Source organism: Streptomyces sp. NPDC021622, from assembly GCF_040640795.1.
Lineage (GTDB): Bacteria > Actinomycetota > Actinomycetes > Streptomycetales > Streptomycetaceae > Streptomyces.
This window is the reverse complement of record NZ_JBFACK010000024.1, coordinates 50,806-63,019: the sequence shown is the minus strand read 5'-3', so window position 1 is coordinate 63,019 and position 12,214 is coordinate 50,806. Positions and strand designations below refer to the sequence as shown.

Sequence of the window (12,214 nt, the reverse complement as noted above, 5' to 3'; positions counted from 1 at the left end):
ACTCCCCGCCGCAGGGGGTTTCTTGACGCGGGCATGGCCTCATACTCACTGAGGCCCCGCCCGTCGTCCCTCGTTCTCCGGGAGTCTCCATGGCCCTCTTCAGCCGTCGTAGAGCCCTCACCACCTTCGGCGCCGCCCTCGCGGGCACCGTCGCCGTTCCCGCGTACGCCCAGGCGAGCGAGCGCGGACACGGCCCCCGCCCCCTCATCCGCGCCCACGCGCACAACGACTACGAACACCCCCGGCCCCTGTTCGACGCCCTCGACCACCGCTTCGGCAGCGTCGAGGCCGACATCTACCTCGTCGACGGCCAACTCCTGGTCGCCCACGACCCGGTGGACCTCGACCCCACCCGCACCCTCGAATCCCTGTACCTGGACCCCCTCGCCGCCCGCGTCCGCGCCAACGGCGGCTCCGTGTACCGGGGTTACCACCGCACCCCCTTCCAGCTCCTGATCGACATCAAGACCGAGGGCGCGGCGACGTACCTGGAACTCGACCGTCATCTCCAGCGCTACCGGCACCTGTTCACCACGTACTCCCACGGCAAGGTGCGCCGCTCCGCCGTGACGGCGGTGATCTCCGGCGACCGCGCGGCCCGTGCGCCGATGGAGGCCCAGCGGGTGCGCCGCGCCTTCTACGACGGCCGCCTCGCCGATCTCGGCACCGCGGCCCCCGCCTCCTTCATCCCGCTGATCAGCGACAACTGGACGCTCAACTTCAGCTGGCAGGGCGTCGGCGCGTTCCCCGCGGCCGAGCGCGACAAGCTGCACGGCATCGTCTCCACCGCCCACAAGCGCGGTCAGCGCGTCCGCTTCTGGGCCACCCCCGACCTGGCGGGTCCGGCGCGCGACGCGGTGTGGGGCGAGCTCCTCGCCGCCGGCGTCGATCACCTGAACACGGACGACCTCGCGGGACTCGAGGCGTTCCTCGACGCACACGGGAAGTAACACCCGTTCGGAGGACGTGCCGGTCGACCGGATGGTCCCTTCGCTGCGCAACACTGACGGCCGAAGCCGCGGTGCTGACGCGGCGGAGGAGGGTGTTCCATGGCCATCTCGGTCTCTGTGGTGCTGCTGCTCGTGATCCTTGCAGTGGTCTTTCTGCGTAACGGCGCGCTGAAGTTCTCGCACGCTCTTGTCTGCGCGCTGCTCGGCTTCTACCTGGCGAGTTCCAGCGTGGCGCCGACCATCCACAACGGGCTCACGGCCACGGCCCACATCGTCAGCGGCCTGCAGCCGTGAACATCCGCCTGCTGCCGTGATCGTTTCGCCTTCATGAACAACTGTCACGTTTCCATGGACACTTCAAGGGTGCCGACCTAGCTTCGGCGCATGTCCAGCAGACTGCGTCGTCTCGGTTTCAGCAGTGCGGTGGCCCTGGCCGCGGCGTCCCTCGCGTACCCGGCCCACGCCGACGACATCCCGAAGGCACCGGGGCACCGGCTCGTCGAGCAGTACGCGGGAGCTCCCGCCGTCGCCCAGCCGTTGCCCGGCGAACAGCCGCCCCGGCACCCGTATCTCGCGGCCAACGGCCGCAGCGGCATGCACGCCGACGCGGCGGGCAGCGGAACGTACCCATGGAACGGGCCCCTCGGAAAGAAGCCGCAGGTCGCCAGCGCGAAGATGGCGGCGATCGGCGGTGAGTGCGCCACCGTCACCTTCGACCGCGCGGGCCGCATCGTCACCGTCTGCGGCACCTTCACCGGCTTCCTGGTGAAGCTGCTCGATCCGGACTCGCTGGAGACGCTCGCCGAGTACAAGCTGCCGCAACGCCCCTCCACCGTCGAGGCGATCACCCGGCTCGACTTCTCGAAGATCTTCAAGGACACCTCGGGCGGCGCCTACTCGTACCTCGACAACGAGGACCGGCTCGTTCTCGCCGACTCGCGGCAGCACATCGTCCGGCTCGCGCACGAGCAGACGGCGGACGGCAGTTGGCGGTTCGTCGTGGACAAGGACTGGGACCTGACGGAGCACGTCCCGCACGACTGCGTGACCTGGTCACATCTCTACCCGAGTGGCGAATGTGACCCGGTCACGTCGGTGATGCCCGACTGGGAGGGCCGGATCTGGTGGGTGACCCGGCAGGGCCGCGTCGGCACCGTCGATCCCGACTCCGGGGACATCCGCTCCATCCGCCTGGAGGGCGAGGAGATCCAGAACTCGTTCTCCGTCGCCGATGACGGCGTGTCGATCGTCTCCGACCACGCGCTCTACAGCTTCCGGGCGGCCGCCGACGGGACGCCGAAGGCCGTCTGGCGCCAGACCTACGACCGGGGGACGGGCACCAAACCAGGCTCGGTGAACCAGGGTTCGGGCACCACCCCCGACCTCTTCGGCGCGGGCGACGACTACGTGGCGATCACCGACAACGCCGACGACCGCATGAACGTCCTCGTCTACCGCAGAGGCGCCGACGTCCCCGCCGACAAGCGCCTCGTCTGCAAGGTCCCCGTCTTCGGCTCCGGCGCGTCCACCACCGACAACTCGCTGATCAGCTGGGGCAACAGCCTGGTCGTCGAGAACAACTACGGCTACGAGAACATCACGTCGCTGACCTTCGGGCGCAGCGTCGTCGGCGGGGTCAGCCGGATCGATGTACGCGAGGACGGCAGCGGCTGCGACACCGTGTGGGAGAGCGCTGTCCGCGCACCGTCGAATGTGCCCAAACTGTCCACGGCCGCCGGTCTTTTGTACTTCTACACGAAGGAGCCCAACAGCCTCGGCATCGATGCCTGGTACCTGACGGCGGTCGACTTCCGCACCGGCGAGACCAAATGGAAGCGTCTCGCCGGCACGGGCATCGCCTACGACAACAACTGGGCGCCGGTCACCCTGGGCCCCGACGGCACGGCGTACGTCGGTGTCTTCAACGGGCTCGTGGCGGTGCGGGACACCGAGTGACCGGCGGCGCCCGGGCTCACGCCGTGGAGAACACGCCGATGCCGTTCGGCACCGGGCGCTCCGCGCCACCGCTCGGGTTGTTCCGTACGGTGACGGAATCGGCGCCCGGTGGCCTGGCGACCAGGGTGCTCGACGAGACCAGTGTGGACGAGCCGCCGCCGTCCAGGCTGAATCCGTCGGCCGCGCCCAACTCGCGCAGGGTGCCGGCCACTTCGGCGATCGTCAGGCCCGTACGGAACTCGGGGGAGCCGTCGAGCGAGAGCAGCAGCAGACGCTTGCCGTCGTCGGCGATTCCGGCGGCGGTCCGCACCGCGGAGGTCACGGCGTCGATTCCGGGCAGTGGCGCGCCGCCGCGCAGCACCGGGTAGCCGCCGAGCGCGAAGCGGAACGGGGTGCGGGACTCGGCCGCCACCAGACGGTGCCGGACGCTCACCGGGTCGCCGACCGACAGCTTGCGCAACTGCTGGGCGCCCGCCTCGCGGCCCACCAGGACCGTGCTGCCGCGGGCCACGGGGCCGCTGCCGGGCGTGTCGGCCGACTCCACGACACGCCCGTGGCTGACGGTCACCTCGTGGGTGTCCGTGCTGCAGGGCGCGCCCCGGTTCGTGTCGGTGCCACAGGTGGAGCGCACCCGCGATGTGCTGCCCCAGTCGCTGGTGAACGCGCCGACGGAACCCACGGGCAGGGCGTACTGGTTGAGCCCGCCGAGCGGCAGCCGGGTCTCGGCGGTGCGCACTTCGCCGTCCAGGCGGAGATCGTCCATGCGGGCCCGCCGGTCGAAGCCGACGCCGAGCACGGCCTCGGTCGTCACGCCCGGCGGCATCGCAGGGCCGAAGCGCTGGCCATTGGGCACCGCACCCTTGAGGGCGCGGCCGCGGGCGACCGCAGGGCCGACGGGCGCGCCGGTGGCCTCGACGCCCGGATGCTGGGTCTCGCTGATGTTGAAGAAGTCGCCGTTGATCCCGCCGACCGCACCGGCCCCGTCGGCGAGCGTGGACACGGCGGAACGGGCGCCCACCGCACCGGGATAGAGCAGGTCGACGCCGGTGCGCGGGTCGCTCAGGTCGATGTCGAGCACATGTGCGCGTGCCATGCCGTGCGATGCCGGAATGTCGAACTGCTGGTAGGACACGCCCGGAGCGATCTCCGAACCACCCGCCTTGCGGGTGCCCTGCACGGCGTCGGCCGGTGCCGCTCCCATCAGAGCCGCACCGGCCAGCGTGCCGAATGCCGTCAGTACCGAGAGCGCCGCTCTCGCCGTTCTGAATCGTAGGAAAGTGTGTTCGCGTAGTGTCGCCACTGCGCCCCCTGTTGTCTCCCTGGCCAGGCCAACTGCCCCAGTGTGGGGGCCGTGTGAGGAGTTCACCAGATGACGGTGCCCGTCGGCTGCAGGGCTTGCGGCTAGCTGCCGACCAATCGGGAACGGATGAGAAAACGTACACCTTCGGGTGCCTCGAGGGAGAAGCCGCTGCCCCGGCCCGGTACGACATCGACGATCAGCCGGGTGTGGCTCCACACCTCGTGCTGGCTCTTCGACATCCAGAAGGCGACCGGCTCGGCGACGCCCGCCACGTCCAGCGAGGCGAGGCGCACATCGGAGTCGCCGGTCCGGAACTCGCCCGCCGGGTAGCACATCGGGGCGCTGCCGTCGCAGCAGCCGCCGGACTGGTGGAACATCAGCGGTCCGTGGGTCTCCCGCAGCCGCCGCACCAGTTCGGCGGCCGCGGGGGTGAGCTCCACGCGCGGGGATTCGGTCATGGGCCGCCGCCATTCCTTGCTCGCCGGGCCGCCGTTGAGGCGGTGACCCAGTCAACCCCGCGCAAGGTTGCGAGGACGTTGCACACGCGGCCGGACAGGGTGACGGTCCCTCACCAGACCAGGACCGCCCGCACCGTCTTGCCGCCCCGGCCGGTGCCGACGACCTCAAGGCGCGCCGCGAGGTGCCGCACCATCGCGAGGCCGCGCCCGCTCTCCCGCTCGGTGTCCGCCTTGAGATCGGTGTCCGCCTTGAGCACATGCGGACTGACCGGGCTCGCGTCATGGACCTCGACGGTCACCTGGTCGTTGGAGACGACCAGGCGCAGGCGGCAGGCGCTGCGGCCGTGCCGGGTGGCGTTGGTGACGAGTTCGGACACGATCAGCGTGGCGTCGTCCACCCGCTCCGCGTCGACCTTCGTCACATGGCGATGGGGGCGGGTCAGGAACACGGAGGTCAGCTTCCGTGCCCGGCCCGCCGAAGCGGCCTCCTGAGGCAGGGCGAATTCGGCGCGTGCAGTGTGCCGATGGGCGCGCGTGTGCGCACGCATGGCGACTCACTTCCCCTCCCTGGGACAAACCGGCGCACTCATGGAACTCCGTCCACCGGGGCCACGGCATGTCTTGCGTGGCCGGTCCTGCCCCACGGTGATGCCCATCCCGGGGGATCGCCAACCGGGCCGCCGGTCAGGGAATGCGAGCCACCGCGGCGTAGATCCCGCTGCTTTCCGGCTCCGGGCGTGCGGTGTCCCTGAAGTAGAGGTCGGACGCCGCGTGCGAGAGCACCAGATGACTGCCGGAGGGCAGCGCGTCGACGAGGGTACGCACGATGCCGTACGGGTCCTGGTCGTCGGGAAGGAAGTGCATGAGCGCGATGAGCGAGAGGCCGATCGGGCGCTCGAAGTGGCATGAACGCGCGGTTCTGCCGTGCGGCGTCCTTCGCCTCGGGCGGCAGCTTCTCACCCACCGCCTCGTCGACGGGGTGGTTGTCCTTGCCGCCGAGGAGCCAGTCATAGACGCGCGCGGGATGCGGCGACCATGGTGATGGGGCGTCCCGCCCGGAACGCGGTCGCGGCGGGCGGGACGCGGGGTCGGTACGTGCGGTCAGCTGCCGAGGCCGATGCGGTGCACCTGGTCCTGGCCCTCGGGGCCGGAGCCCGACTTGTCGACCGCGTACGCGGTGCCGTCGGTCACCTGGACGTGGTTGGGGTTGGCGCCGGTGGCCAGGGTCTCGACGACCGTGCCCTGGCGGGGGTCGACGACGGTGATGTTTCCGGGCGTCCGGTTGGCGACCAGGACGTGGCCCGAGCGCCGGTCGGTGGCGACGGACAGGGCGCCCGCGCCGGTCGGAACGGTTTTCGTGACGGCGCCCGCGCGCAGGTCGACGACCGAGAGGGCGCCGGCGGCCTGGTCGGTGGTGTAGGCGGTGCGGCCGTCCTTGGACAGCGCGACGGAGATCGGGCCGTCGCCGACCGGGATGAAGCGGGGGCTCTCGCCCTTCGGGGTGATCTCGATGATCCGGTCGTTCTTGAGGTCGGTGGCGTACGCGGCGCCGGTCTTCTCGTTCACCGCGAGTCCGGCCGGGCTCGCGCCTTCGACCGTGACGCGCTTCTTCTCCTTGTACGTACGGGTGTCGAAGGCGACGACGGTGCCGTCCCCGAAGCCGCTCGCCCACACCAGGTCGTGCTTCTCGTCCACGACGATCTCGCGGGCGTGGTTCACGCCGGGCAGCGAGGCGAGGTGCTTGCCGGTGCGCTGGCTGTAGACGGCGACGGAGTTGTCGCGGGTGTTCGTCGTCCAGACGGTGTTGTGCTCGTCGTCGACGGCGACGCCGTAGACGGCCTCGACCGCGCCGGTCTCCTCGTTGGTGACGGGAGGCGTGTACGTCGCCTCGACCTTCAGCGTGCTCGGGTCGACCTTCAGGAGGCTGGAGTTGGTGACCGGCGGGCGGCCCACCGCCGCAGTGGCCCACAGCACGTTGTTCCGCTCGGAGTACGCGGACTGGTAGAGGCCTTTGACGAGCGGCGCGGAATCGACGGTCGAGCCGGCCGAGCCGCTCGGGGCGGACGCGTGACCGGAGTGCGCGGTAGCCGTGGCGGGCAGCGCGAGCGAGCTGCCCGCGGCGAGGGCCACGGCGACCGCGGCGGCACGGCGGATACGGCGGGTGATGGAGGTCATGCTGCGTCAATCTCCTTGACAGAGGCACCTCTGTGAGAGGCGATCACTCATCAACTTAGCTTAGGCTCACCTAAGTAAATGACGATTCGCCGTGTGGCGCGCACCACAACTCGCCGGAGTGGTGCGGGCGTTGGCGTGAACAGCCCCCTCACGCCCGAGCGGACCGCTCGCCCCGTGCCCGGTAGAGGTCCGCGAGGAGCGCGACGGCGGCGTGCGTCGCCGGGTGCGGATCGTGGCGCCGCCAGATCAGCCGGACGGTGATGGGCGCGGCGTCGCGCAGCGGCCGGAAGACGACGCCGTCGCGGCGGTACTGGTTGCCGGTGCTCTCGGGGGTGAGGCCCACGCAGCGGCCCGACGCGATGATGGCGAGCCAGTCGTCGATGTCCCGCGTGTACTCGACGGTCGGCCGCGTCCCCTCCGGCCACAGCTCGGCCGTGGTGGTGCCGGTGCGCCGGTCGATGAGCAGGGTCCGCTCCCGTATGTCGGCCAGCGGGACGGAGCGGCGCCTCGCCCACGGGTCGTCAGCGGCCATGGCGCAATAACGGCGTTCCTGTCCGACCACGGCGTCGGCGAACCGGGCCTCGTCGAAGGCGGTCCGTACGACGGCGAGATCGCACAGGCCCTCCGCGAGGCCGCCGGTCGCCGAGTTCGTGCGGATCAAGTACAGCTCGACGTCCGGGTGTTCGGCGGCCCAGCGGCGCTGGAACTCCGCGGTGTGACGGCCCATCGCCGACCAGGCGTGGCCGATGCGGAGCCGGGTGTGCCCGGTGGTCGCCTCGCGCACGAGGTCATCGGCCTCCGCGAGGACATGACGGGCCCTGGCCAGGACCTGCACGCCGGCGGTCGTCGGCGTGACGCTCCTGCTGGTGCGGTGCAGCAGTCGCACCCCGAGGGTCTCCTCGAGGCCGGCGAGGGTGCGCGAGACGGCCGCCTGGGACACGCCGAGCTCGGCGGCCGCGTCGGTGAAGCTGCCGGTGTCGATGATGGCCACCAGGCAGCGCAGATGCCGAAGCTCCAGATCCATGACCCCAGCGTATAGATGAGCACTCACATGCATTTTGCGTATGCGTGCGGGAGGCGCATTCTGCGGTGCATGCGAAGGTCTCAAGGCGCCGACGGGCTCGGGGAAGTTGCGGGGGCGGAAGGTTCGGCCGGCCGGTTCTCGGGGACGGCCATGATGCTCGGCAGCGGTCTCTCCAACCAGGTCGGTGCCGCCACGGGCGCGCTCGCCTTCGACGCGATCGGTCCTGCCGGGGTGGTGGCCGTGCGGCAATGGGTCGCGGGCGCCCTCCTGATGGCGGTGGGCAGACCGCGGCTGCGCGCCTTCACCTGGCGGCAGTGGTGGCCTCTGCTGTGTCTCGCGGCGGTCTTCGCCACCATGAACCTGTCGCTCTACACCGCGATCGACCGCGTGGGTCTCGGCCTCGCGGTGACCCTGGAGTTCCTGGGCCCGCTGACGGTCGCCCTTGCCGCGTCGCGGCGGGCGGTGGACCTGGGCTGTGCCCTCGTCGCGGGGGCGGCGGTGGTCACGCTGGCCCGCCCGCAGCCCACCACCGACTACGCCGGCATCGCGCTCGGCCTGCTCGCGGCGGTCTGCTGGGCCTCGTACATCCTGCTCAACCGCACCGTCGGGGCCCGCCTTCCGGGCGCCGAGGGATCGGCGACGGCGGCGGGCATCTCCGCCCTGCTTTACCTGCCGGTCGGCATCGTGGTCCTCGCCCACCACCCGCCGACCCTCACCGCCCTTGCCTGCGCGAGCGCCGCCGGACTGCTGTCCTCCGCGGTGCCGTTCCTGGCCGATCTGCTGGCCCTGCGCCGGGTCGACGCCCGCTTTTTCGGGATCTTCATGAGCGTCAACCCCGTCCTCGCCGCCTTCGTCGGCCTGATCGCCCTGGGGCAGGCTCTGGACTGGGTGGAGTGGCTGGCCATCGCGGCGATCGTCGCGGCGAACGCGGTGAGCATTCTCGTGCCCGGACGGAGTCCCCGGCGGCAACCGGCCGTCCGGTCACGGCCGATGACCGCGGACCGGACGGCGTCCGGCGAGCCGATCCGCCACTAGGCAACTCGCGCGGGAGCGGCTACTCGAACCGTGTGGTGTCGCCCGCGCCGCGCCGCACGATCTCGGCCTCGCCGCTGGAGAAGTCGATGACCGTGGTCGGCTTCGTGCCGCAGTCGCCGGAGTCGACGACGTCGTCCACCACGTGGTCGAGCCGCTCCTTGATCTCCCAGCCCTGCGTCAACGGCTCGTCCTCGTCGGGCAGCAGCAGCGTGCTGGAGAGCAGCGGCTCGCCGAGCTCGGCGAGCAGGGCCTGCGTCACGACGTGGTCGGGAATCCGGACGCCGACCGTCTTCTTCTTCGGGTGCAGGAGCTGACGCGGCACCTCCTTCGTCGCGGGCAGGATGAAGGTGTAGCTGCCCGGCGTGGCCGCCTTGATCGCCCGGAACACGTCGTTGTCGACGTGCACGAACTGCCCCAGCTGCGAGAAGTCCCGGCAGACCAGCGTGAAGTGGTGACGGTCGTCGAGGTTCCGGATCGTCCGGATGCGGTCGAGGCCGTCACGGTTGCCCAGCTGACAGCCGAGCGCGAAACAGGAATCCGTCGGGTACGCGACGAGCGCGCCGGACCGGATGTCGTCCACCACCTTGCCGATGGTGCGCTGCTGCGGATTCTCGGGGTGCACGTCGAAGTACTTCGCCATCCGCCGAGCGTACGTGATCAGACGGCCGGCTCCGGCGCGGCGAACGGGCGTCGAGTGCGGATGTAGCTCAGCTTAACGATGGTGCAATTCTCTTTGCTTGTCCTTTCAGGTCGCCGACGGCATCGTTCAAGGGGCAACGGCCCGATGGGTCGAACGATGCGCGGGCCACGGCCCGGACAAGGAGAACCAGCGTGAGCGGCGTCCCCGGAAGAACCTACGCAGGGATACGGGTGGGGGTCCTCGCGCTCCTGTGGGGATCGACCTTCCTGTGGATCAAACTGGCCCTCGACGGTCTCTCGCCCGTCCAAGTCACCCTCGTACGCTGTGCGTTGGGAACCCTGACTCTCACGGTCCTGCTGTTCGGCGGGCGGCGTCGGCTTCCTCAGGGCGGGGCGACCTGGCGGCACATCGTCGTGGCCGCGTTCTTCTGCAACGCCCTGCCGTTCGGTCTCTTCAGCGTGGGCGAGCAGACCGTCGACTCCGGGGTGGCCGGCGTACTCAACGCGACGACTCCGCTGTGGTCGGTGCTCATCGGCCTCGCCATCGGCACGGAACGCGGGCTGCGCCCCGTCCGCCTGGCCGGGCTCCTGCTCGGCTTCGCGGGAGTGCTGCTGATCTTCGCCCCGTGGCAGCAGTCGGGGCTCGCGAGCTGGGGCGCGCTCGCCATCGTGGGCGCCGCGGGCAGTTACGCCGTCGGATTCGCGTACATGGGACAACATCTGGTCGGGAAGGGCATCCCCACCATCTCCCTCTCCACGGCCCAACTCCTCGCCGCGACGGGGCTTACGACGCTGATGGTGCCGGTCGGCGGCCTCGAAACGGTCCATGTCCATCCCAAAGCCCTGATCGCCGTCGTCGTCCTGGGTGTCTTCGCCACCGGCATCACCTTCCACCTCACCTACCGGGTCATCGCCGACGAGGGTGCGACGAACGCCGCGACGGTCGGCTATCTGCTGCCGGTGGTCTCCGTCGGGCTCGGCGCCGTCGTGCTCGACGAGGCCTTCAGCCTCCGCGTGGCGGCGGGCATGGTCGTCGTACTCGTCGGAGTCGGTATGACGCGACGTCAGAAGCGGGCAGCCGCACCGGAGATCATGCAGAACCCCGAGGGCGGCGACCCCCGGATCGTCGAAGCACAGCACGCAGAGCAGCACGCAGAACAGGACGCAGAACAGGACGCGGTGAAATGACCGAAGTGACGGTGACGGACTCCCTCGCGGAGTCGCTGCCCGTGGACGCCATCGTGATCGGTGTCGCCCAGGGACCCAAAGGGCCGATACCCACCCCCGACGCCACGGCGTTCGACGGCCTGTCGGCCGAACTGCTCGGTGCCCTCGGCATGACCGGTGCCGCGGGCGAGGCCGTCAAAGTCCCCGCGCCGACCGGGATCGAGGCGCGCCTCGTGCTCGCGGTCGGCCTGGGCGAGGCCGACGCCGACGGCGGGCACGACACCGAGGCGCTGCGCCGCGCCGCGGGCGTCGCGGCCCGGACCCTGGCCGGTGCGACGAAGGCCGTCCTCGCCCTTCCGGCCGCCACGGCCGATGCCGTGGAGGCGGTGGCGCTCGGCGGACTGCTCGGTGCGTACGCGTTCACCGCGTACCGGACCACCGGCGAGGACAAGCCGCCCGTGGGCGAATTGTCGATCCTCACCCGGCACGGGCACGCCGCGGCCGCGCTGCGCCGCGCCACGGTGATCGGCCAGGAGCTGAACCGTGCCCGTGACCTCGTCAACACACCGGCGAACGACCTGTATCCGGAGAGCTTCGCCGCCACCGTGCGGGTGGTCGGCGCGGAGTTCGGACTCGCGGTCGACGTGCTCGACGAGACGGCGCTCGCCGAGCACGGGTTCGGCGGCATCCTCGGGGTCGGCCAGGGCTCGGTGAATCCGCCGCGGCTTGTGCGGATCGCCCACACCCACCCCCGGGCGCGGACGAGCATCGCCCTTGTGGGCAAGGGCATCACCTACGACTCGGGCGGCATCTCGCTCAAGCCCGTCGGCTTCAACGAGATCATGAAGCGCGACATGTCGGGCGCCGCCGCCGTGTTCGCCGCCGTGACGGCCGCGGCACGGCTCGGCCTCCCGATCGACGTCACCGGCTGGCTGGCCCTTGCGGAGAACATGCCGTCCGGGTCCGCCGTCCGCCCCGGCGACGTGCTGCGGATGTACGGCGGCAGAACCGTCGAGGTGCGCAACACCGATGCCGAGGGGCGGCTCGTCCTGGCTGACGCCCTGGTGCGCGCAGCCGAGGAACGGCCGGATGCCGTCGTGGACGTGGCGACCCTGACCGGCGCCATGCGGATGGGGCTCGGCAACCGCCTCTTCGGGGTGATGTCCCCCGACGACGCGTTCCGAGAGCGCATCGTGGACGCCGCGGGGCGCACCGGCGAACCGGCCTGGCCGATGCCGCTGCCCGCCCAGCTGCGGGAGGGCCTTGACTCCCCGGTGGCCGACATCGCCAACCAGGGGGAGCGGATGGGAGGCGGACTCGTCGCGGGCCTGTTCCTCAAGGAGTTCGTGCCGGCCGGCACCCGCTGGGCACATCTCGACATCGCGGGACCGGCCTTCCACGAGGGTGCTCCGTACGGCTATACGCCCCAGGGCGGCACGGGAACCGCGGTCAGGACCCTGGTACGCCTCGCGGAGGAGCTTGCCGATGCCCGCTCTTGAGACCGTCACGG

12 protein-coding genes and 1 pseudogene are annotated in these 12,214 nt (G+C 70.9%); 6 read left to right on the top strand and 7 right to left on the bottom strand.

What is annotated here, in order from left to right; all coding sequences use genetic code 11:
• The first annotated feature begins 89 nt into the window (after nt 1-89).
• The 3 genes from AB0G47_RS36505 (at nt 90) to AB0G47_RS36495 (ending at nt 2,906) form a co-directional block, all read left to right on the top strand.
• Nucleotides 90-950: a phosphatidylinositol-specific phospholipase C/glycerophosphodiester phosphodiesterase family protein gene (locus AB0G47_RS36505; protein ID WP_360778970.1), complete on the top strand. Its 861-nt coding sequence runs from the start codon at nt 90-92 to the stop codon at nt 948-950.
• Between the two features lie 99 nt (nt 951-1,049).
• Nucleotides 1,050-1,244, top strand: coding sequence for a hypothetical protein (locus AB0G47_RS36500; RefSeq protein ID WP_360778967.1), 195 nt, complete (start codon nt 1,050-1,052; stop codon nt 1,242-1,244).
• Nucleotides 1,245-1,334: 90 nt separating this feature from the next.
• On the top strand, nt 1,335-2,906 hold the full coding sequence (locus AB0G47_RS36495; protein WP_360778964.1) for a hypothetical protein: 1,572 nt from the start codon (nt 1,335-1,337) through the stop codon (nt 2,904-2,906).
• Nucleotides 2,907-2,922: 16 nt separating this feature from the next.
• Here the strand turns inward: AB0G47_RS36495 and AB0G47_RS36490 are convergent, their stop codons facing one another.
• The 6 genes and pseudogenes from AB0G47_RS36490 to AB0G47_RS36465 form a co-directional block, all read right to left on the bottom strand.
• Nucleotides 2,923-4,107 (bottom strand): phosphodiester glycosidase family protein, encoded by a 1,185-nt coding sequence (locus tag AB0G47_RS36490; protein WP_360778961.1) that lies wholly within the window; start codon nt 4,105-4,107, stop codon nt 2,923-2,925.
• A gap of 200 nt (nt 4,108-4,307) precedes the next feature.
• Nucleotides 4,308-4,664: a DUF779 domain-containing protein gene (locus AB0G47_RS36485; RefSeq protein WP_360778958.1), complete on the bottom strand. Its 357-nt coding sequence runs from the start codon at nt 4,662-4,664 to the stop codon at nt 4,308-4,310.
• 110 nt (nt 4,665-4,774) lie between these two features.
• Nucleotides 4,775-5,212 (bottom strand): ATP-binding protein, encoded by a 438-nt coding sequence (locus AB0G47_RS36480; RefSeq protein WP_360778955.1) that lies wholly within the window; start codon nt 5,210-5,212, stop codon nt 4,775-4,777.
• 136 nt (nt 5,213-5,348) lie between these two features.
• Nucleotides 5,349-5,769, bottom strand: a pseudogene (locus AB0G47_RS36475) (SAM-dependent methyltransferase).
• Nucleotides 5,766-6,839: a YncE family protein gene (locus AB0G47_RS36470; protein ID WP_360778953.1), complete on the bottom strand. Its 1,074-nt coding sequence runs from the start codon at nt 6,837-6,839 to the stop codon at nt 5,766-5,768. The pseudogene AB0G47_RS36475 and the gene AB0G47_RS36470 overlap by 4 nt, the downstream one beginning before the upstream one ends.
• 148 nt (nt 6,840-6,987) lie before the next feature.
• On the bottom strand, nt 6,988-7,863 hold the full coding sequence (locus tag AB0G47_RS36465; protein ID WP_360778950.1) for a LysR family transcriptional regulator: 876 nt from the start codon (nt 7,861-7,863) through the stop codon (nt 6,988-6,990).
• Nucleotides 7,864-8,013: 150 nt separating this feature from the next.
• Between AB0G47_RS36465 and AB0G47_RS36460 the strand changes: the two genes are divergently transcribed.
• The gene (locus AB0G47_RS36460; RefSeq protein ID WP_360779170.1) at nt 8,014-8,898 is read left to right on the top strand and encodes an EamA family transporter; all 885 of its coding nucleotides are present in this window, start codon (nt 8,014-8,016) and stop codon (nt 8,896-8,898) included.
• 19 nt (nt 8,899-8,917) lie between these two features.
• Here the strand turns inward: AB0G47_RS36460 and AB0G47_RS36455 are convergent, their stop codons facing one another.
• Nucleotides 8,918-9,538: an L-threonylcarbamoyladenylate synthase gene (locus AB0G47_RS36455; RefSeq protein ID WP_360778947.1), complete on the bottom strand. Its 621-nt coding sequence runs from the start codon at nt 9,536-9,538 to the stop codon at nt 8,918-8,920.
• A gap of 191 nt (nt 9,539-9,729) precedes the next feature.
• On the opposite strand from AB0G47_RS36455, the gene AB0G47_RS36450 reads away from it, so the two are divergent.
• Nucleotides 9,730-10,725 (top strand): DMT family transporter, encoded by a 996-nt coding sequence (locus AB0G47_RS36450; RefSeq protein ID WP_360778943.1) that lies wholly within the window; start codon nt 9,730-9,732, stop codon nt 10,723-10,725.
• Nucleotides 10,722-12,203: a leucyl aminopeptidase gene (locus AB0G47_RS36445; protein ID WP_360778940.1), complete on the top strand. Its 1,482-nt coding sequence runs from the start codon at nt 10,722-10,724 to the stop codon at nt 12,201-12,203. The genes AB0G47_RS36450 and AB0G47_RS36445 overlap by 4 nt, the downstream gene beginning before the upstream one ends.
• Nucleotides 12,204-12,214: the final 11 nt, after the last annotated feature.